The following is an 18,554-nucleotide window of genomic DNA, read 5'->3' as shown; positions in this document are numbered from 1 at the left end:
CCGAACTCAGTAGTGAAACGACGCATCGCCGATGGTAGTGTGGGGCTTCCCCATGTGAGAGTAGGTCATCGTCAAGCTTCTACACCAAACCCCCGATCTTCGTAAGAGGATCGGGGGTTTGTCTTTGGGCGCTAAAAATTTGGGTATCCATCGCCGGGGCTTAAACCCCGTTACACAAGCGGTCGGGCAACTACTCGCAGAGACGCACTGACTGCAGGCACAAAGGGTCAATGCTTACGCGAGCATGCGGAGGCCGCACGAGAGGCAGTAACATTGCATCACAAGCGGAGACGAGCGACGAAACCGCTAATGAGCCCGAGTAGTGATGACGTGTTTGGTGCGCTTAGAAAGGCCGGCCCGAACGCTATGGGCCGAACAAGCCAAGGGTGCATCATCAAATGAGGCCTGGGAGTGAAAACCCATGGTCTGTCGGCTTGGCGCGGTGATACGCATCACGAGATGCAAGCGTGAGCGTCGTCAGACCTTCAACGGAATGCGTGGCAAGTAATACGAGCATGGCTCATGGCCAGCGAGGATCAGCAGGGGGCGGTCTCGAAGGCACTAGCCCCTGCTAGCTGCAACGTGTCGCGCAGAGCGCGCTGCCTAGGCGAGCGTCAATCGCCTCGGTACTCGCAACCACTTGTGCAGGTTTCGTGGAGTCGAATTCTCGATAGTTCCGGCAGTCGCGGCATCAGTTCATGCCAGATCCATTTGGCCAAGTTCTCGCTGGTGGGTTTGGCCAGACCGGGCAGATGATTTCAGGCGCAACCGTAGGGGTATGGAAAGGCCCGAATATAGACTCCAAGTGGCTGGCGCGCACTTAGAGGAGCAAGGCTAAGCGCAGTAGTACGCTGTACCCAAGTGCCGATGACAAGGAGGTTAAGATCACCGTGGACGATCCACTGTGCGGAGCTGTAGCGCCACATTATCGGGAAGACTAAGTGCGTGCTCCAAAGCGAACTAAGGAAGCGAAAGTATCGGGCGGTCCAGTCGCCAGCAACCATAGCGTAGCTACTCTGACCTCGTTTGCGAGAATGCCCAGCCTGCCCAGTTAGCGGACAAGAGACAGGCAGCGCGGACTGGGCTACGAACGCCAGGAAAGACGCCCGTGTCCAATGAGCCAGCCCATCCCACCGGTAGACTGGCTCGCCACCCAGCTTTCAGCTGATCGGTTCGGCTTCTCGTACCGCGTTTCGCTCAGCTGCTACATCCGGTTGCCCAGCCTGCTCGCGCCGCTTGATGTATTTCCAATCCGCTTCGTCTATGTAGATGCCAGTCGGACCGCTGCCGCCTTCCAGGTCGATGGCTACATGGGCCGACACCTGAGGTTTGACCGATGCCAGAATCGGGACGAAGCCTAGTTGCAAACTGGTTTCGATCAGCGCTTGCTGGTTTCGCTCGTCGATGTCCGCAGCTTCGTCAAGATAGTAGGGTAGACGTATGCGTCCGGCCTGTTCGCGATCCATCAGGTGCAGCAACAGGTACATGTTGGTCAGTGCCTTGATGGTCATCGTCGTGCCGTTGGATGCCGCGCCGTCGATGTCGGTATGAATTACCGGCTGACCTCCAACTTTGGTGATTTCAAAGGCGAGCTCAAACAGGTCCTTCAGCCCCAGCTGGTTGTTGTTTGCGGCAACCAGGCGCGCCAGATACTCCTTGGCTTCCTCGTTCTTGCTGTCCTGTTCGCTGCTTTGTTGCAGATCGAACACCGACAGCGTCTCGCCCTGCTCGTATTGTCCGGCGCTGTGGATGATCTGGTCGATATGCTTGAGCGCATCCTTGTTCGGTGCCAGGACGATGCGGAAGCTCTCAAGGTTCGACACCTGGCGCTTGTTGATCTCGCGATTGAACAACGCCAGCTGATGTTCGAGGCTGTCGTAGTCGCTTCGAATGTTGCGCAGGGTACGGGCAATGTCGGTAACTGCCGCCCTACGCGCCTTGGCCAGCGTCAGGGCTTCATCCTGACGATGCGCGTACGCGTTCACCAATAGTTGAAGCCGACGCTCGGGGTCTTCTTCGCTATCAAACTTGGCGACGCCCTTGAGGCGTACCTGGGCGTAGAGCGCTTCGATCTGACCATCGACGCGCTGCAACGCCTGCCAGCTGTCCTGATAGTCGTTGAGCAGCGGTTGGAGGTTATCCAGCGAGTCATCCACTGGGTCCATGAACGGCGTGCCGAAAGGCAGGTCGGCCGGAAGCAGCTGACGGCGACGTAGTGCGTCTTCCAGCGTGCGTTCCTTGGCTTCGAGATCAGCCAACTGCCGGCCAACCAGCTGCAGCTTCGCCGAGAGGTGTTGTACCCGCTCGGTAAACGCATCGCTGGTCCGCTTGAGTTCGTCCTGCGCCGCCTCCGCCTGGGCCAGCTGCTCGAGCTTGCTGTCTTCTTCTGCTGAGAGGGTCTGGCAACGGCGGAAGTCTTCCAGCGCTTTCTGAGCGTCTAGTACCTGTTGATACAGCTGCTCGGCCTGCGCCTTGCTCGCGGCCCGGTCGACCGCCACCGAATGCTGGGCCTTGAGTTGTTTCAACTCGCGCTCCAACCGATCCTTCTGATCACGCAGCGCAGTGCGGTCGGCCAGCGCCTGCAGGGCAGGTGGCTCGATATGGGACAGGTCGATGGAGAGCCCAGGCGCTTCAAAGTGTTCACCCTTGAAGCCGTCGAGCACCGCTTCGAGCGACTTGACCCAGGTATCGCCGTCGTCCATGGCGATGCCTTTGTCACCCAAGGGCAGGCTGAACAGTTGGCTATTGAACAGGCGCATCAGACGATCGACATCGGCCTGGGAGAACTCTTCGCGCAGGCGCGAATAGCTGTTGTTGTCTGCATGGTCCAGTTGCTGCCGGACCGACTTGAGGCGCTTTTCCAGGTCGCGCAGACGCTCGTCGAGGTCTTCGCTGGAGAACTGGCGCGCTTGGGAGAGCGCGCCAGCAAGTTCATCGTGAGCATCCTTGGCGGCGAGAAGTTGCTGCTCGAGTACGCGGGCATCCTCGACCAGCGCAAAGCGGTTCATCAACGCCGAGAGCTCACCTAGCCAGCGCTGAATCTCGCTGATCTCACGCTCTAGGCGCATTAGCTCAGCAGTACCGCCACGCTGTTCATTCTGCAAACCGTCTTGTTCGCGGCGATAATGTTCGGCCTGGATGACCAGCTCTTCCTTGCGGGCGCCGGCATAGTCCTGCCAGGTGCCGAGGAGCGAGTCGAGCAAGGGGGACAGACGATGCAACTTGCCACGTAACAACTCACGCTGCGCGACGCCGGCGGCAAGCGCTTCGACCAGCGGGCCAGCTGCGACCAGTGCTTGATAGTCCTGCTCCATCCGGCGAACGTCGCGGAAGGCTTCTTCGGTGGCAGCGATATAGTCGACGCTGCCCGAGCGCAGGCTGTGCTCGAAGGCGTCCAGGAACAGCTGCTTGAGCTTGGCAGCGGTGATCTCGCGCATATGCAGCAGGTTGATGAACAGCGCACGGAAGGTCTTCAGGCTCTGCTCGCTGGTCGAGCGCAACGGGATCAGCGTCATGTCCAACGGAATCGCGGTATGGCCACCGACCAGCAGCCGGCGCAGTTCATCCGGTTTGGCCTCGTAGGCCTTGATGCCGGCGCGCTCCAGGTTGGCGAACAGCTCACGTTGGCGCAGGCAGGTGCCGTTCTGCTGATAGTGGTCCAGGTCCAGCGAGCCCTGATAGACGAAGAATTGATGGCCGAAGCCACCACCCGGTCCCCGCCCGGCCACACCGATCACGTGCGGGCCATGAGGCAGGGCGACTTCGACGAGGATGTAGCTGGTGTCGCTGGCGAAGTAGAACTTGCGTGACTGTTCCAGGCTGTACTTGCCGAAACTCATGTCCGACATGCGCGCCAAAATCGGAAACTGCAGCGCGTTGATCGATGCGGACTTGCCGAGGTTGTTGGCGCCGTATACAGACAGGGGCGTTTCCAGTGGAAAGATACCGAGGCTGTAGCCTGCGGTGTTCAGCAGGGCAAAGCGGCGAATGCCGTAGCGTTCCTGGCTCATGCTTCAAGCTCCTTTTCTTCGGCGATGGCACGCGCAAGGGCATCTTCTTCGGATTCGTCCGGGCCACGGTCGAGAAGAATGATGTCGTCCTCCTCTTCTTCATCGGCGATAAGCTGCGGTGCGGGCAGCGACAGGTCATTGCTGTGCAGGCTCGCAGCCAGGTCGCGGTCTTGCTGAACGGACAGGCAAACATCTAGGAAGCGGTGCATGGGCGGCAGGAAACGGTAGATGCCGTTGCTGTCTTCGGCGAAGCCCAGCTGCGTCAGGCGGCGGATTACCTTTTCCTCCAATTCGTCCTGCGTGGTGACTTCCGCCTGCAGAAACAGGTCGCGGTACTTATCGAGCAGCGCCGGCAGCTCATCACGGCCGAGGGTGCCGCCGTCCAGCACCGCGAGCGGATCGCGACCCTGATCAGCCAAATGTTCGACAAGGATGAAGGTGAACAACGCCAGGCGCTGAGCCGTCTTGTTGACCTGTGCGCCCATCTGCTCAGGGACGAAGTAGTAGAAACCGCGCGGATCGCAGACCAGTTCGAAGCCGAGCGCCTTGAACAGCGCGCGGTACTGGTCCTGCATGTTGGACAGCTGGGCGTAGCACTCGGGCTCGCTGCGCGACAGGTGATAGCCCTTGAACAGCTCGCGGAAGATCGGCGCCAGCTGGGTCATTTCTTTCAGGTCGATGTTCATACACAACTCAGGCAATCATCGTGTGAAACCGCGAAGCGCTTTTCACGAAAATGGGTAATCGGGACAGGCGGCAGGTTGACCGTGCAGTACAAGACTCAACCATCGGCATTGGCCAGCAGCGCGAATGAGCTGAGGCTGACCTGATGCTCGCGTGTCAGGTACTCGCGCCGCTCCAGGCGGTCGCGCTGGAAACGCGCATCGCGGGATAAGCGCGAGAACCAGTAGAGCAGCTCATCGGTAGCGCCCTCCGGTTCCTGCTCCAGCAGCCATTGCATCAGGTCAGGCAGCGGCAGCGCCTGCTCGCAACGATCAAGCATCTCACGCGCCGTCAGCGGCGACCGCGGTGCGTCAGTCTTGCGCTTGCCGCCTGCCCGCGGAAACTGTGCCGGCTTCGGCTCGAAGCGGGCCAAGGCATAGACGTAGGCTTCGACCTGGCTGGCTGAGCCGAGGAAGGTACTCTGCGGCCGGGTGAACAGCGGCAGCGAGGCCTGTGGCACGGCATCGAGGCCTTTCTTGCGGATGGCCGACAGCGCCAGCGCGGCACCACGGGTCACCGCATTGTGTCGACGCGCCTCCTCACGCAAGGGCAGCAGCAGCTCGCGAGCATGACGGAGGGTCAGCTGGGCGGTGCTCTGCATTTCCAGAATCCGCGCATGCGTGCGTAACAGCAGATCGTCGTCGACCAGTTGGCCGAGCCGCTGTTGCTCGCCGAGCAGCTTCATCAGCACCTGTTCGACGCGGTAGACGCCTTGCTCGAAGGCACCGTCAGCCGCGACCAGCTGAATCATTGGCTCGACATATTCATCCCAGGTCGCCAGTACCTCGGCGTAACGCTGGCGCAACGGGATCTGCCGATCGCTGGTCTTTGCCCGATCAGCCACGCCAATCAACGCCTGTTCATCATTTGCGAGCTTCTTCAGTACATCGCGCACGCGCATGTCGAGCAGGCGCAGCTGGCGGGCCAGGTCCTGACCGTCGCGGATCTCGAAGGCGTCCTGGATGTGGCCCGCCAGGCGTTCGAGGTGACGCAGATAGGCTTCGATTTCCAGGCACAGGCCCAGGCGATGTTCGCGACGCAGGTAGGCCAAAAAGTCATGGATCTGAGCGTTTAGCTCGAAGCGATTCGGGCTTTTCGCCACCGGCACCAGGATGTCCAGACGGATCCATTGATCGAGCAGGGCCGTGATGTCGGTGGGCGTTCCTTCCGGCAGTTGCGCAGCGAGCTGGTGACGAAGTTCGATCAGGCTCAGGGTGCCAGCGTCGAAGCGCTCGCACAGTGGCTCGAGCAATGTCCAGTGTTCGGCGAGTGCGCGCAGTACGCGCTTGGGTTCGATCATCGAGGCGCCAATCCAGCCATGAAAAAAGGCGCAAATTGTACTGCATCCCCGCAGGCTTAATGGCAGGCGGAGACGATCGGATGCGTCCTGATCGGCACTCCTGTAAGCAAGTGCGACGGTTCATCCGGTCGTCATCGTTTGCGGTTTAGTCTGCCGCGCATCCTTGCAGCCCAGCAATTTCGTGGCGACCGAACATCATGAAAGTCGATGAAGTGTCGAAATGCTATTTCGATATGCGTTGGTTACCGGCACAATTCGCCCTTTTTCCAAACGGGAAGCGGTCGGCTTCCTGTCGGCGACCTTTTCGGGGCACGCACACATGATCAAGACGCCGTATTACCTCATCGACAAACAGAAGCTGCTGGGCAATCTGGAAAAGATTGCCTATGTACGCGAGCGGTCCGGCGCCAAGGCGCTGCTGGCGCTCAAATGCTTCGCCACCTGGTCGGTTTTCGACCTGATGCAGCAGTACATGGACGGTACTACTTCGTCTTCACTGTACGAGCTCAAGCTTGGCCGGCAGAAGTTCGCAGGAGAAGCCCATGCTTACAGCGTGGCCTGGGCGGATGATGAAATTGAAGAGATGGTCGCCAATTGCGACAAGATCATCTTCAACTCCATTGGCCAACTTGAGCGTTTCGAGGCCGCCACCGAAGGCACCATTCGTGGTTTGCGCGTAAACCCTCAGGTCAGCAGCTCCGACTATCTGCTCGCCGATCCGGCGCGCCCGTTCAGTCGTCTCGGCGAGTGGGACCCGGAGAAAATAGCCTCGGTCATGGGCAAGATTTCCGGCTTCATGTTCCACAACAACTGTGAGAACAGTAGCTTCGAGCTGTTCGACAAGATGCTCGGCACCATCGAGGAGCGCTTCGGCCATCTGCTCGAACAAGTCGAATGGGTCAGCCTCGGTGGCGGTATCCACTTCACCGGGGAAGACTACCCACTCGATGCCTTCTGCGCCCGCCTGAAAACTTTCTCCGAGAAGTATGGTGTGCAGGTTTACCTGGAGCCGGGCGAAGCGGCGATCACCCATAGCTCCTCGCTTGAAGTGACAGTGCTCGACACCCTGTACAACGGCAAGAATCTTGCGGTAGTCGACAGCTCGATCGAGGCGCATATGCTCGATCTCCTGATCTACCGCCTCAACGCCAAGATGGCGCCCAACGACGGCGAGCACAGCTACATGGTGTGCGGCAAATCCTGTCTGGCCGGCGATATCTTCGGCGAGTACCAATTTGATCGTCCGCTGACCATCGGCGATCGGCTGTCGTTTATCGACGCAGCGGGTTACACAATGGTCAAGAAAAACTGGTTCAACGGCCTGAAAATGCCGTCCATCGTTGTAAAGCAGCTCGACGGCAGCGTCGAGGTGGTTCGCGAATTCAACTTTGACGATTACCTGTCCAGCCTTTCCTGAGGCCGGCAGCTAAAAAGGGGTATCAAAAGAAATTGAAGAAGAACGTTCTTATCATTGGGGCAGGAGGTGTCGCCAAGGTGGTGGCCCACAAATGCGCGCAGCACAACGACGAACTCGGTCGTATTGCCATCGCGTCGCGCAGCATCTCCAAATGCCAGGCCATCATCGACAGCGTAGAGGGCAAGGGCGGCCTGAAGCAGCCCGGCGAAATCAAGGCTTATGCGCTGGATGCACTGGATGTTGAAGCGACCAAGGCACTGATTCGCGAAACCGAATCACAGATCGTCATCAACGTCGGTTCGGCTTTCCTCAATATGTCCGTTCTTCGCGCCTGCATCGACACTGGCGCAGCTTATCTCGATACGGCTATTCACGAAGAGCCGAACAAGATTTGCGAAACGCCGCCGTGGTACGGCAACTACGAGTGGAAGCATCTGGCCGAGTGTCAGGAAAAGGGCGTCACCGCCATTCTGGGCGCTGGCTTCGACCCGGGCGTGGTTAATGCATACGCCGCCCTGGCGCAGCAGGAATACTTCGACAAGATCGAGTCGATCGATATTCTGGACGTCAACGCCGGTTCGCACGGCAAATATTTCGCGACCAATTTCGACCCGGAAATCAACTTCCGAGAATTCACCGGTCAGGTCTACAGCTGGCAGAACAGCCAGTGGACGACCAACCGCATGTTCGAGGTCAAACGCACCGACAACCTGCCAGTCGTGGGCGAGCAGAGCCTCTACCTGACCGGGCATGACGAGGTGCATTCGCTCTCCAAGCACCTCGAAGTTCCCAACGTCCGCTTCTGGATGAGTTTTGGTGACCATTACATCAATGTCTTCACCGTGCTGAACAAACTCGGCTTGCTTTCGGAGCAGCCGGTACGTACAGCAGAAGGCCTGGAAGTGGTGCCACTCAAGGTGGTGAAAGCAGTGCTGCCTGATCCCGCTTCGCTGGCGCCTGGCTACACGGGCAAGACCTGCATCGGCGACCTCATCAAAGGCACGAAGGACGGCCAGCCGCGCGAGTTGTTCATCTACAACGTGGCCGATCATGAAGAGGCTTACGCCGAGACGGACAGCCAGGGCATTTCCTACACCGCTGGCGTACCGCCAGTCGCCGCCGCGCTGCTGGTGGCGCGTGGAGAGTGGGATGCGCAGCGCATGGTAAACGTCGAGCAATTGCCGGCGCAGCCATTCCTCAAGTTGCTCGACGCGATGGGCCTGCCGACTCGGATCAAGGACGAGCGCGGCGACCGGGCCTGGGATCATTAAGCCAGCGACAAGTTGCACGAAAGAACGAAAGGCCCCGCTGCTCTGGCAGCGGGGCCTTTAACTTTGTCCGCGACGCGGCGGTGGATGTAAAACGCGACATCCACCCTACGTATCAACGTGGGGTCTGGCATTCGTAGGGTGGAAAACCGCGAAGCGTTTTCCACAGACGTTTTTGGCCGTTGATGGCACACGCGCCAGTGCCAGCACCACACATGTTTCGTGGTGAAGTAAAAGCGACATCTCCTCTACGAACGCAGCTGCGCCTTCCCGCCCCGTTCATTTCACGCGACAATCCGCGGACAACAGCGCCCCATGAGAGGCGCTTGGCAGCCGTGAGGACCTTCCTATGAGCAGCAATGATCGCGTCATCATCTTCGACACCACTCTGCGTGACGGTGAGCAGAGCCCCGGCGCCTCCATGACGGGCGAAGAAAAGCTGCGCATCGCCAAGGCCCTCGAGCGGCTGAAAGTGGACGTGATCGAGGCCGGCTTCGCCATCGCCAGTCCGGGCGATTTCGCCGCCGTCAAAGCCGTGGCCGACCATATCAAGGACAGCACCGTCTGTAGCTTGGCCCGCGCCGTCGATGCCGATATCGAACGCGCTGCCGAAGCACTCGCTGGGGCCAACTCCGGACGCATCCATACCTTTATCGCCACCAGCCCGATTCATATGCAGTACAAGTTGCGCATGCAGCCGGACCAAGTGGTCGAGCAGGCCGTTCGGGCGGTGACCAAAGCGCGCAACCTCTGCGCCGATGTGGAGTTCTCCTGTGAGGACGCCGGGCGGTCGGAAATCGATTTCCTGTGCCGCATCATCGAGGCGGCCATCGACGCCGGCGCACGTACGATCAATATCCCGGACACTGTCGGCTACGCCATTCCGCATCAGTATGCCGACATGATTCGCCAGCTACTTGAGCGCATTCCCAACGCGGATAAAGCTGTTTTCTCCGTGCATTGCCACAACGACCTGGGTCTGGCAGTCGCCAACTCGCTTGCCGCGGTAGTCGCCGGTGCTCGGCAAGTCGAGTGCACCATCAACGGGCTTGGCGAGCGCGCCGGCAATGCCGCCCTGGAAGAAATCGTCATGGCGATCAAGACCCGCCAGGACCTGCTCGACGTGCACACCCGGATCGAGACCGAACACATCCTCAGCGCCTCGCGTCTGGTCTCCGGAATCACCGGCTTTCCGGTGCAGCCGAACAAGGCCATCGTGGGTGCCAATGCCTTTGCCCATGAGTCCGGCATTCATCAGGATGGCGTGCTCAAACACCGCGAAACCTACGAAATCATGTCCGCGCAATCGGTGGGCTGGAATGCCAACAAGATGGTGATGGGCAAGCACTCGGGGCGCGCTGCGTTCCGTTCGCGGCTCGAGGAGCTGGGCATCGTCCTGCCGGGCGAGGGCGAGCTGAACGCGGCTTTTGCGCGCTTCAAGGAGTTGGCGGACAAGAAGCACGAGATCTTTGATGAGGACTTGCAGGCGCTGGTGTCCGACACGCTGGCCGAGGACGTGCAGGAGCATTTCAAACTCGTCACCCTGGAGGTGGCGAGCAAGACCGGCGAGGTGCCAGACGCCAAGCTCGTACTGAGTGTGGACGGCAATGAGCAGGCCGCGTCCGGACAGGGTTCGGGACCGGTCGATGCGACCTTCAAGGCCATCGAGTCGATAGCCAATTCGGGCGCGACGCTTCAGCTGTATTCGGTCAACGCCATCACCAAGGGCACCGACTCGCAAGGCGAGGTCACGGTGCGGCTGGAGAAGGGTGGACGCATCGTCAATGGCAACGGTGCCGACACCGATATCGTCGTCGCCTCGGCCAAGGCTTACCTCAATGCGCTGAATCTGATGCAGGTTGGCGCCAAGGCTCATCCGCAGGTGGCCGGGGTTTGATTACCGAAAGTCGGCGTCGGGCCTTTCTCGATGCCATGCAGATCACCACCTGGCTGCCGCGCGCCGAGCTGCCGTTTGCCGCCCCTTCGCGGCCGGAACTGTTGCAGTTCTTCGAGGCGGAAGACGAGGCCGCGCCAGTCGTCGAGCCTCGCTCGGCGGCACAGCCAACCGTTGCGGCACCTGAGGCAATAGCGCCGGTAGCGGCGGCTTCGGCGAGTCCGGCTGCTGATGCGGTTCGCTCGGTCATGTCGCGGGTCGCCATGCCTGAGCCAAAAAAGTCAGCCGCCAAGACTGGCGAGGCGCAAGCGGTCGCCGCCGAGCAGAAAGTTGCCGTACCGCCACCTCGCTTCGCCTTGCAGTTGTTGCGTGCGGGCAATGTCTTGCTCTTGGTCGAGCTGCCCACCGGGGAATCCTTCCAGAGCCGCGATCCGGCTTACATCCTGCTCAAGGACTTGTTGCGCGCCGCCAGGCTGCCGGACAGCCCGCAGCAGGTCGGTGACGGTGAGCCGATTCGCTGGCCGCTGCTCCATCGCGGCAGCCTTGATCAAGGTGCAGAGGCCGCGCGCGACTATGTGCAAGGCGTGGTTGCGGCTGAGCTCGAGGGTATGGGGTGTGCCTGCCTCTGGTTGGTCGGTTCGCCCGCGCTGCGGTTTGCTGGCGAAGTCGAGGCGGACGCCTGCTACCGCGAGTTGACCATTGAAGGCCTGGGCGTTGCGTTGACCATACCGGGGCTGGAACAGTTGATGGAGCAGCCTGGCAGCAAGGCGCAGCTGTGGAAAGCCATGCGCCGCAGCATGCCGCGCTGGGTGACTGGTTTGAGTGGGTCCACGAGTAGTGTTCATGAGTGATGCAGTGAGCTTCCGCCCGATGACTGCGGCGGATATCGAAACCGTGCTGAAAATCGAATACGCGGCCTTCAGCCATCCCTGGACCCGCGGCATCTTCACCGATGCGCTCACCGCCTATGAATGCTGGGTGATGTTCGAGGGCGAGCAGCAGGTCGGTCATGGCGTGATCAACGTCATTCTCGACGAAGCACATCTGCTCAACATCACGGTCAAGCCACAGAGTCAGGGCCACGGACTTGGCTTGCGGCTTCTGGAACATCTGATGCAACGGGCTCACGAGCGTGGCGGGCGCGAGTGCTTCCTTGAGGTGCGCGCGAGCAATACTTCGGCTTACCGTCTGTACGAGCGTTATGGCTTCAACGAGGTCGGGCGGCGCCGTGGTTACTACCCGTCCGCCGAGGGCCGCGAGGATGCTCTGGTGATGGCCTGTACGTTGATCGACTGAGCAGCGAAGGTCTGAGGCAAGAAGGCCCGACTCCAAAAGAGTCGGGCCTTCTTTTACCGCCATGCATCCATTGCGTATGGCAGGCAGCTTTGTAGACGCTACTGCCCCGGGGCCTTGTCCCGGCCAGAATCCAGCGGGGCGTCGCCGCCGAGTTCGTCGTCGTCCATCACATCGTCATTTTCATGCAGCACGGCGTCGCCGCCGCCAAGACCTGTGTCCGGGTCACCCTCTGCCGGGCCGTCCCACGGCTTGCCGTCCAGCGGGTCGGAGCGGCCCGCTTCGGCCTCGTCCAGGTCGACATCGGCACCGATGCGATGCTCCGAAACTTCACTCAGCTCCTGATCCGCCGGCCCGCCATGACCACGCTCGTGTGGCGAGCGAGAGCCATCGTCAGGAATCAGCGTCTCTGGCGCCATGTCGTCCATGGTGGTCTGCCCGCCAGGTACTTCGCCAGTCGTCATCCCGGCTTCGGCTACGCGCTCTGGCGGAAACTCGTCCTCGAGTTCTTCGGCAGGCACTTCATCTCCAATGCGGCCTTTACGATCGTCCCGATGCTGATCGAAATCGAGCTGCTCGATGGAGCCCATGCGGTCCTCGGTAGTGTCGATTTCCTTGGGGGTGTAGGGCTTGGAATCGTTCATGACAACCTCCTGCTAGAACTCTGGTCTTGCAGGTTGTGACCCGGCGGCGATGTGAAGATTCAGGCCGGCCGCTGGCCGGTTCCGGCTTTATGAACCAAGCTGCAGTGGCTGTGCTTGTTGAATTGCAGGCGCCGGCCGCGATAAAAAAACGCGAACCACCACCGTTGATCGGGGGTCCCAGCTACATGAGTAAACAAGATGATCAACCCGAGCTAGAGACTCGGCGCTGCGCTTTTTTCTTCGATGTCGATGGCACGCTCGCTGATATCCAGCCGCGTCCAGAACTCGTTTTCATCCCGCCTCGTTCGCTGGCCGCGCTCGAACAGCTGAGCGCCAACGGCATTCCTGTTGCGGTCGTGTCAGGCCGGCCAATCAGTCAGCTCGATGCGCTGCTCACTCCCCTGCAGCTGCCTGCAGCCGGTGTGCACGGCGCCGAGCGTCGTACCGCAGCCGGGGAGCTGCAAAACCTGGCCCTCGATAACGAGGTGCTCGATGCCATTCAGCGCGAGCTGGCGCAGGCATGTGCCGAGCATCCTGGCCTGTCGCTTGAGAACAAGGGCGTCGCCTTTGCTCTGCATTTCCGTCTGGCCCCTGAGTTGGAAGAGACAGCGCGTCACGTGGCCGAAGATTTCGTCTCCCGTTATGGTGAGGTGCTGGCGCTTCAGCCTGGCAAGTGCGTATTCGAGCTCAAGCCTCGCGGCGCCAGCAAGGGCGAAGTCATCCGTACCTTCATGCAAGAGGCGCCATTTGCCGGGCGGACGCCGGTCTTCATTGGTGATGATTTGACCGATGAAGCTGGCTTCACGGTGGTTAATGAGCTGGGCGGGGTCTCGATCAAGGTGGGCAGCGGAGCGACCGAAGCCACGCAGCGGCTGGAATCGGTAGAAGCCGTTGCCGCCTGGCTGGACCGGTTGCAAAGCACGCTGCTGGAGCCGCAATAACATCCAATAAAACCAGATTGAAGCGAGAACTAGCATGAGCCGACTAGTAGTGGTTTCTAACCGCGTAGCGCCGATCAAGGCGGGGAAGGTCGCTGCTGGCGGGCTTGCAGTGGGTGTGCATGACGCGTTGCGCCAGGCCGGGGGTATCTGGTTTGGCTGGAGCGGGGACGTGAGCAGCTCCCCGCAAACCAGCACCGAGACCGTCGGTAACATCACCTACGTCACGCTGGGCCTGACCAAGCAGGACTACGATCAGTATTACCGTGGGTTTTCCAATGCCACGCTGTGGCCGATCTTCCACTACCGGATCGACCTGGCGCGCTACAACCGGCAGGAGTACGAGGGCTACAGGCGGGTCAACGCCATGTTGGCGGAAAAGCTCAAGCCCCATCTCAAGCCTGACGACATCATCTGGATCCATGACTACCACCTGATTCCTTTCGCCGAAGCCTGCCGCCAGCTGGGCATTCGCAATCGCATCGGCTTCTTTCTCCACATTCCGTTTCCGCCACCGGAAATTCTCACCGTCATTCCGCCGCACAACGAGCTGCTCAAGACGCTCTGCTTCTATGACCTTATCGGCTTCCAGACCGAGACCGATCGGCTGGCGTTTCAGGACTACATGACCCGTGAGGTGCGCGGCATTCTTGAGTCGGATGGCAGCTTGACGGCTTATGGTCAGAACTTCCGCGCAGGGGTCTATCCCATCGGCGTGGTGCCGGATGAGATTCAGGATCTTGCCGAGTCCTACAAGGGTCGCACCAAGCCCATGCGGCGCACCACGGATGTGGATCGCAAGAAGATCGTCAGCGTTGACCGGCTGGATTACTCCAAGGGGCTGGTGGAGCGTTTCATGGCCTACCAGGCGTTCCTTGAGCGCTACCCGGAGCATCGGCGTGCGGTGGAGTTCATTCAGATCGCGCCAACATCTCGCTCGGATGTGAAGACTTATCAGGCGATCAGGCAGCAGCTGGAAAGCCAGGCCGGACACATCAACGGTTGGCTCTCCGATCTGGACTGGACGCCGCTGCATTATCTCAACAAAAGCCACGACCGTCGCGCCCTGATGGGCCTGTTTCGCCAGTCCGACATCGGCTTCGTCACACCGCTGCGCGATGGCATGAACCTGGTTGCCAAAGAATTCGTCGCCTCCCAGGACCCGGAAGACCCCGGTGTACTGGTGTTATCACGCTTTGCCGGCGCCGCGCGGGAGCTGACCTCGGCGCTGATCATCAACCCCTACGATTGCATCGGCATGGCCGAGGCGCTGGACCGCGCGATGCGCATGTCGCTGACCGAGCGAAAGGATCGCTACGAGCACATGATGCGGGCGATACGTGCCGCTGATCTGGATGCCTGGCGCGACAATTTCCTGCGGGACTTGCGCGCCTTTTCTTCCCGCCCACGAGCCGAAGTCCAGGCGAATCCGCTGTTCACCGTCTAATGCTGTGACGTACCGGTCTGCGTGCTTGTCAAAACGCCGACCGGTTCGTAACGTGCGTGTCGGAATGGAAGGGGCAGGCGATGAGCAACGAGCTTCAACAGTTATTCGAGAACAATGCGCGCTGGGCTGAAGCGATCATCGAGGAAGACCCGACCTTTTTCACCAAACTGGCCAAGCAGCAGGTGCCGGAATACCTCTGGATCGGCTGTTCGGATGCGCGCGTACCGGCCAACGAGATTGTCGGCCTGCTGCCCGGCGATCTGTTCGTTCACCGCAACGTCGCCAATGTCGTCCTGCACACCGACCTCAATTGTCTGTCGGTGATCCAGTACGCGGTGGACGTGCTCAAGGTGCGGCATATCCTTGTCACCGGCCATTACGGTTGCGGCGGTGTTCGCGCCTCGATGCGTGACGACCAGCTCGGGCTGATCGACGGCTGGCTGCGCACCATCCGCGATCTCTATTACGAGCACCGCGAGCACATCGCCAGCTTCCCGACTGAAGAAGCGCAGGTGGATCGCCTCTGCGAGCTCAACGTCATCCAGCAGGTCGCCAATGTCAGCCACACCAACATCGTCCAGAACGCCTGGCACCGCGGTCAGCCGCTGTCCGTGCACGGCTGCATCTACGGCATCAGGGACGGTATCTGGAAGAACCTCAACGTCACCATCAGCGGTCTTGACCAGCTGCCGCCGCAGTACCGCCTTCGCACGCGTCAGCCCGTCTGATGGCGTCGCGTCAGGGATGGGCCTTCGCTGGGCTGTTGCTCGCCGTGCTCTGCTGGAGCGGAAACGCTCTGGTGGCGCGCGCCTTTCATGAGGCGATCCCACCGCTGACCCTCGCGTTCTGGCGCTGGACGCTGGCCACCTGTCTGTTGCTGCCATTCGTGGTGCGCTCCATCTGGACGCATCGCGCCACGCTTCGCGCAGCCGGCTGGCGCTTGCTGGTGGTCGCGGCGCTCGGCATCAGCAGCTACAACTCGCTGCTGTACTCTGCTGCGCAAAGCACCGAAGCCATCAACCTCACCCTGGTCAACACCTGTCTGCCGTTGTTCACCTTTATTGGCGGTGGCCTGTTGCTGGGTGAGTGGCCCGCCCGTCGCGCCTGGTTCGGCATGGCCATCGCCGCCTGCGGATTGGTCTATCTGATCAGCCGTGGCAGCTGGGATGCGTTTGCAAACCTGGCGTTCAAGGCTGGCGATCTCATCATGCTCGTGGCCGTGCTGGTATGGGCGCTGTACACCCTGTCGCTGCGACGCTGGAGCAGCTTTCTTCAGGTTCCGCCCTTGACGTTGCTAGGCGTGTTGATGGCAATCGGTACGCCGCTGATCCTGCCGTTCTACCTGTTCGAATACAGCCAGGTCGGCGGTTTCACACCGAGCCTGACCAACCTCAGCGTCATCGCCTACACAGCGGTCTTCGCCTCGCTGATTGCGTATCTGTCCTGGAACCACGGCGTCAAAACCGTTGGCGCAGCCAAAGCGGCAATGGCGACTTATCTGATGCCGGTTTTCACCGCGATTCTCGGCTGGCTGCTGCTGGGAGAAGGCTTGCAGCTGTTCCACTGGATTGGCGGCGGACTGATTTTTGCCGGGTTGCTGCTGGCGACTCAGGTCAGAGCAGGTAGCCCGCTCTTAAGTCAGGCGAAACAAAACCCGCGCTAGCGGGCTCGTTTTAAGGCTTATCAGGGCGCTCGTGCGTTTGGATGGAGGGCCCCGGAACGCACCCGTCTTGTTAGCGTTCATGCGCCGCAGCCAGGGTGCAGCGCACAGACGTTCAACGGTGGCGCCGCTCTTGGTTGTGCGGTGCAGTGCAGATTATGGCGCGCGGTAGATGGCGCACAGCTTGTTGCCATCAGGGTCGCGCACATAGCCCAGATGCATCGCGCCTAGGCTGCTTTCGCGCAGCCCCGGTGGATCTTCGCAAGTTGTGCCGCCATGTGCCACACCGATGTCGTGGAACGCCTGGACCTGCTCGGGCGAGTTGCACTTGAAGCCAATCGTGCCGCCATTGGCAACCGTCGCTTCTTTACCGTTGATGGGTTCGGTAACACCGAAGAGGCTGCCATCGTGTCGGTAGAAGAGGCGGGTGTGCCCGGTAGGCCCAGTGTTACGGATCGGCTCGCCTGCGCCGAGTAGGCCGAGCACGGCGTCGTAGAACCGCTTCGACCGTTCAATATCATTCGAACCGACCATTACATGGTTGAGCATGAGTCCCTCGCTAAGTGGGGTTGGTTGTGCGGCTGTGGACGAGCAATGTAGCACCGGCATGAAGCGGGACGTCAACGAGGTTCTGAGCGACAACAGCGGCTCGGGTTGATCCCGCTTTGGTCCGCTGTGCGCGCCCGGTTGTTGGCTGGCTTGGGACGTCTTTCTCGGCAACGTTCCAAGCCAAGCGAATTCAGTCCGAGCGGCTGGATTTGCTGCCCTCGGCGGAGGTGGGTCGTCATCCCGCTTGGGCTCGCGCCGCGAGACCGCCAGCAGGAACGAATCGCTGGCAAGAGCGCTGCACATCCATGGCAGTCAACTCTTGGCGCAGCTAGAAGATGGCGGCTCCGTTATAAAAATGCGATCTGTAATGGTGAGGGCAGTTATCTGGTGCTCACCGGTTTACATCAACCACCACACGCCCCCGAACTCTGCCTTCGAGTAACTCGTGTGCAACCGGTATGGCTTCACTCAGGCCAATTTCATGGGTTATTTCATCCAATATCGATAGGTCCAGGTCGGTGCACAGGCGGCCCCAGGCCTCCACACGTTCGTTGTAGGGACGAGTGACGCTATTGATACCAATCAGGCTAACCCCACGCAGAATGAAGGGCGCCACGGTCGCTGGGAAGTCCATGCCTTGGGCCAAACCGCACGCAGCGACCACCCCGTCTGCGCGTGTGCCTGCGCATACGTTGGCCAGCGTGTGGCTGCCTACTGAGTCGATAGCCGCAGCCCAACGCTCTTTTGCCAAAGCACGCCCGGGATTGGACAATTCATTGCGATCAATGATGGTTGTTGCGCCCAAGCGCTTCAGGTAATCCGCTTCGGCCGGACGCCCCGTAGCTGCAATGACCGAATAACCTTTACGCGCTAACAGCGCGATGGCAAAGCTGCCAACTCCTCCATTGGCGCCTGTAACCAGCACTTCACCACGCTCCGGCGTGACACCTTGGCGTTCCAGCGCTAACAGGCAAAGCATTGCTGTGTAGCCTGCGGTTCCGATTGCCATTGCCTGGCGTTCGCTCAATGTCTCGGGCAACGGGATCAGCCATTCAGCTCGTAGCTTGGCCTTCTGGGCCAACCCACCCCAGTGCCCTTCGCCCACACCCCAGCCGTTGAGCAGGACCCGGTCGCCGATCTTGTAGTGAGGGTTGCTGCTGGCTTCCACGGTTCCGGCCAGATCAATACCGGGCACCATCGGAAACTGACGCACAACTGGACTGCCACCGCTGATGGCTAGCCCATCCTTGTAATTCAGCGTGCTGTAGGCCACCCGAACGGTTACATCACCTTCAGGGAGCTGCGCTTCATCAAGGTCAGTCAAGCGAGCCCGATAAGCCTCTGCATCTTTTTCAATAAGAATTGCCTTGAACATCATCAGTTCCTCATTTAGACCGATCGTCTATTAATT

Annotated in this window: 15 protein-coding genes, 1 rRNA gene and 1 pseudogene; 10 read left to right on the top strand and 7 right to left on the bottom strand. The window is 60.3% G+C overall.

The genetic code is table 11. The features are described from left to right. Window positions 1–77, top strand: a 5S ribosomal RNA gene (rrf, locus tag CXK96_RS21190); the annotation flags it as partial. Window positions 78–614: 537 nt separating this feature from the next. Here rrf and CXK96_RS19370 read toward each other — a convergent pair. The 4 genes and pseudogenes from CXK96_RS19370 to mksB form a co-directional block, all read right to left on the bottom strand. Then, window positions 615–758: pseudogene (locus CXK96_RS19370) on the bottom strand (6-pyruvoyl trahydropterin synthase family protein); the annotation flags it as partial. A gap of 402 nt (window positions 759–1,160) precedes the next feature. After that, window positions 1,161–4,010, bottom strand: coding sequence for an Mks condensin complex protein MksF (gene mksF / locus CXK96_RS19365; RefSeq protein WP_102838055.1), 2,850 nt, complete (start codon window positions 4,008–4,010; stop codon window positions 1,161–1,163). Then, window positions 4,007–4,696: an Mks condensin complex protein MksE gene (mksE, locus tag CXK96_RS19360; protein ID WP_102838054.1), complete on the bottom strand. Its 690-nt coding sequence runs from the start codon at window positions 4,694–4,696 to the stop codon at window positions 4,007–4,009. The genes mksF and mksE overlap by 4 nt, the downstream gene beginning before the upstream one ends. A gap of 95 nt (window positions 4,697–4,791) precedes the next feature. After that, entirely contained in the window at window positions 4,792–6,033 is a 1,242-nt protein-coding gene (mksB, locus tag CXK96_RS19355; RefSeq protein ID WP_102838053.1) for an Mks condensin complex protein MksB, read from the bottom strand. A gap of 319 nt (window positions 6,034–6,352) precedes the next feature. Here mksB and CXK96_RS19350 point away from each other — a divergent pair, with 319 nt between their 5' ends. The 5 genes from CXK96_RS19350 to rimI all read left to right on the top strand — a co-directional run bounded on the left by CXK96_RS19350 (window position 6,353) and on the right by rimI (window position 11,908). Next, window positions 6,353–7,450, top strand: coding sequence for a carboxynorspermidine decarboxylase (locus tag CXK96_RS19350; RefSeq protein ID WP_102838064.1), 1,098 nt, complete (start codon window positions 6,353–6,355; stop codon window positions 7,448–7,450). A 32-nt stretch (window positions 7,451–7,482) separates the two neighbouring features. Next, window positions 7,483–8,721, top strand: coding sequence for a saccharopine dehydrogenase family protein (locus CXK96_RS19345; protein WP_102838052.1), 1,239 nt, complete (start codon window positions 7,483–7,485; stop codon window positions 8,719–8,721). A 346-nt stretch (window positions 8,722–9,067) separates the two neighbouring features. Beyond that, window positions 9,068–10,615: a 2-isopropylmalate synthase gene (locus tag CXK96_RS19340; protein ID WP_102838051.1), complete on the top strand. Its 1,548-nt coding sequence runs from the start codon at window positions 9,068–9,070 to the stop codon at window positions 10,613–10,615. Then, window positions 10,612–11,463, top strand: a complete 852-nt coding sequence (locus CXK96_RS19335) for an energy transducer TonB (protein WP_102838050.1) — start codon at window positions 10,612–10,614, stop codon at window positions 11,461–11,463. Before CXK96_RS19340 ends, CXK96_RS19335 begins: the two co-directional genes overlap by 4 nt. Then, window positions 11,456–11,908, top strand: a complete 453-nt coding sequence (rimI, locus tag CXK96_RS19330; protein ID WP_102838049.1) for a ribosomal protein S18-alanine N-acetyltransferase — start codon at window positions 11,456–11,458, stop codon at window positions 11,906–11,908. The genes CXK96_RS19335 and rimI overlap by 8 nt, the downstream gene beginning before the upstream one ends. Window positions 11,909–12,006: 98 nt before the next feature. On the opposite strand, the gene CXK96_RS19325 is transcribed toward rimI, so the two are convergent. Next, window positions 12,007–12,549, bottom strand: coding sequence for a hypothetical protein (locus tag CXK96_RS19325; RefSeq protein WP_102838048.1), 543 nt, complete (start codon window positions 12,547–12,549; stop codon window positions 12,007–12,009). A 185-nt stretch (window positions 12,550–12,734) separates the two neighbouring features. Here CXK96_RS19325 and otsB point away from each other — a divergent pair, with 185 nt between their 5' ends. The 4 genes from otsB to CXK96_RS19305 all read left to right on the top strand — a co-directional run bounded on the left by otsB (window position 12,735) and on the right by CXK96_RS19305 (window position 16,597). Further along, window positions 12,735–13,490 (top strand): trehalose-phosphatase, encoded by a 756-nt coding sequence (gene otsB / locus CXK96_RS19320; protein WP_102838063.1) that lies wholly within the window; start codon window positions 12,735–12,737, stop codon window positions 13,488–13,490. A gap of 34 nt (window positions 13,491–13,524) precedes the next feature. Continuing rightward, window positions 13,525–14,934, top strand: a complete 1,410-nt coding sequence (gene otsA, locus CXK96_RS19315; protein ID WP_102838047.1) for an alpha,alpha-trehalose-phosphate synthase (UDP-forming) — start codon at window positions 13,525–13,527, stop codon at window positions 14,932–14,934. Window positions 14,935–15,014: 80 nt separating this feature from the next. Next, entirely contained in the window at window positions 15,015–15,662 is a 648-nt protein-coding gene (gene can, locus CXK96_RS19310; RefSeq protein WP_102838046.1) for a carbonate dehydratase, read from the top strand. Beyond that, entirely contained in the window at window positions 15,662–16,597 is a 936-nt protein-coding gene (locus CXK96_RS19305) for a DMT family transporter (RefSeq protein ID WP_102838045.1), read from the top strand. The genes can and CXK96_RS19305 overlap by 1 nt, the downstream gene beginning before the upstream one ends. A 153-nt stretch (window positions 16,598–16,750) precedes the next feature. Here the strand turns inward: CXK96_RS19305 and CXK96_RS19300 are convergent, their stop codons facing one another. Both CXK96_RS19300 and CXK96_RS19295 read right to left on the bottom strand, forming a co-directional pair. Then, window positions 16,751–17,143, bottom strand: coding sequence for a VOC family protein (locus CXK96_RS19300; protein ID WP_102838044.1), 393 nt, complete (start codon window positions 17,141–17,143; stop codon window positions 16,751–16,753). Window positions 17,144–17,534: 391 nt separating this feature from the next. Continuing rightward, the gene (locus tag CXK96_RS19295; RefSeq protein ID WP_102838062.1) at window positions 17,535–18,518 is read right to left on the bottom strand and encodes an MDR family oxidoreductase; all 984 of its coding nucleotides are present in this window, start codon (window positions 18,516–18,518) and stop codon (window positions 17,535–17,537) included. Window positions 18,519–18,554 lie beyond the last annotated feature (36 nt).

Source organism: Stutzerimonas stutzeri (genome assembly GCF_002890895.1).
Taxonomy (GTDB): Bacteria; Pseudomonadota; Gammaproteobacteria; order Pseudomonadales; family Pseudomonadaceae; genus Stutzerimonas; species Stutzerimonas stutzeri_AB.
Note: the sequence above shows the minus strand (reverse complement) of the source record. Positions and strands in the feature narration are given on the sequence as shown.

What these genes read in the sequence shown, in the direction of transcription:
- mksF (WP_102838055.1), bottom strand. Translation starts at nt 4,010, where the DNA reads ATGAGCCAGGAACGCTACGGCATTCGCCGCTTTGCCCTGCTGAACACC.
- mksE (WP_102838054.1), bottom strand. Translation starts at nt 4,696, where the DNA reads ATGAACATCGACCTGAAAGAAATGACCCAGCTGGCGCCGATCTTCCGC.
- mksB (WP_102838053.1), bottom strand. Translation starts at nt 6,033, where the DNA reads ATGATCGAACCCAAGCGCGTACTGCGCGCACTCGCCGAACACTGGACA.
- CXK96_RS19350 (WP_102838064.1), top strand. Translation starts at nt 6,353, where the DNA reads ATGATCAAGACGCCGTATTACCTCATCGACAAACAGAAGCTGCTGGGC.
- CXK96_RS19340 (WP_102838051.1), top strand. Translation starts at nt 9,068, where the DNA reads ATGAGCAGCAATGATCGCGTCATCATCTTCGACACCACTCTGCGTGAC.
- rimI (WP_102838049.1), top strand. Translation starts at nt 11,456, where the DNA reads ATGAGTGATGCAGTGAGCTTCCGCCCGATGACTGCGGCGGATATCGAA.
- CXK96_RS19325 (WP_102838048.1), bottom strand. Translation starts at nt 12,549, where the DNA reads ATGAACGATTCCAAGCCCTACACCCCCAAGGAAATCGACACTACCGAG.
- otsB (WP_102838063.1), top strand. Translation starts at nt 12,735, where the DNA reads ATGAGTAAACAAGATGATCAACCCGAGCTAGAGACTCGGCGCTGCGCT.
- otsA (WP_102838047.1), top strand. Translation starts at nt 13,525, where the DNA reads ATGAGCCGACTAGTAGTGGTTTCTAACCGCGTAGCGCCGATCAAGGCG.
- can (WP_102838046.1), top strand. Translation starts at nt 15,015, where the DNA reads ATGAGCAACGAGCTTCAACAGTTATTCGAGAACAATGCGCGCTGGGCT.
- CXK96_RS19305 (WP_102838045.1), top strand. Translation starts at nt 15,662, where the DNA reads ATGGCGTCGCGTCAGGGATGGGCCTTCGCTGGGCTGTTGCTCGCCGTG.
- CXK96_RS19300 (WP_102838044.1), bottom strand. Translation starts at nt 17,143, where the DNA reads ATGCTCAACCATGTAATGGTCGGTTCGAATGATATTGAACGGTCGAAG.
- CXK96_RS19295 (WP_102838062.1), bottom strand. Translation starts at nt 18,518, where the DNA reads ATGTTCAAGGCAATTCTTATTGAAAAAGATGCAGAGGCTTATCGGGCT.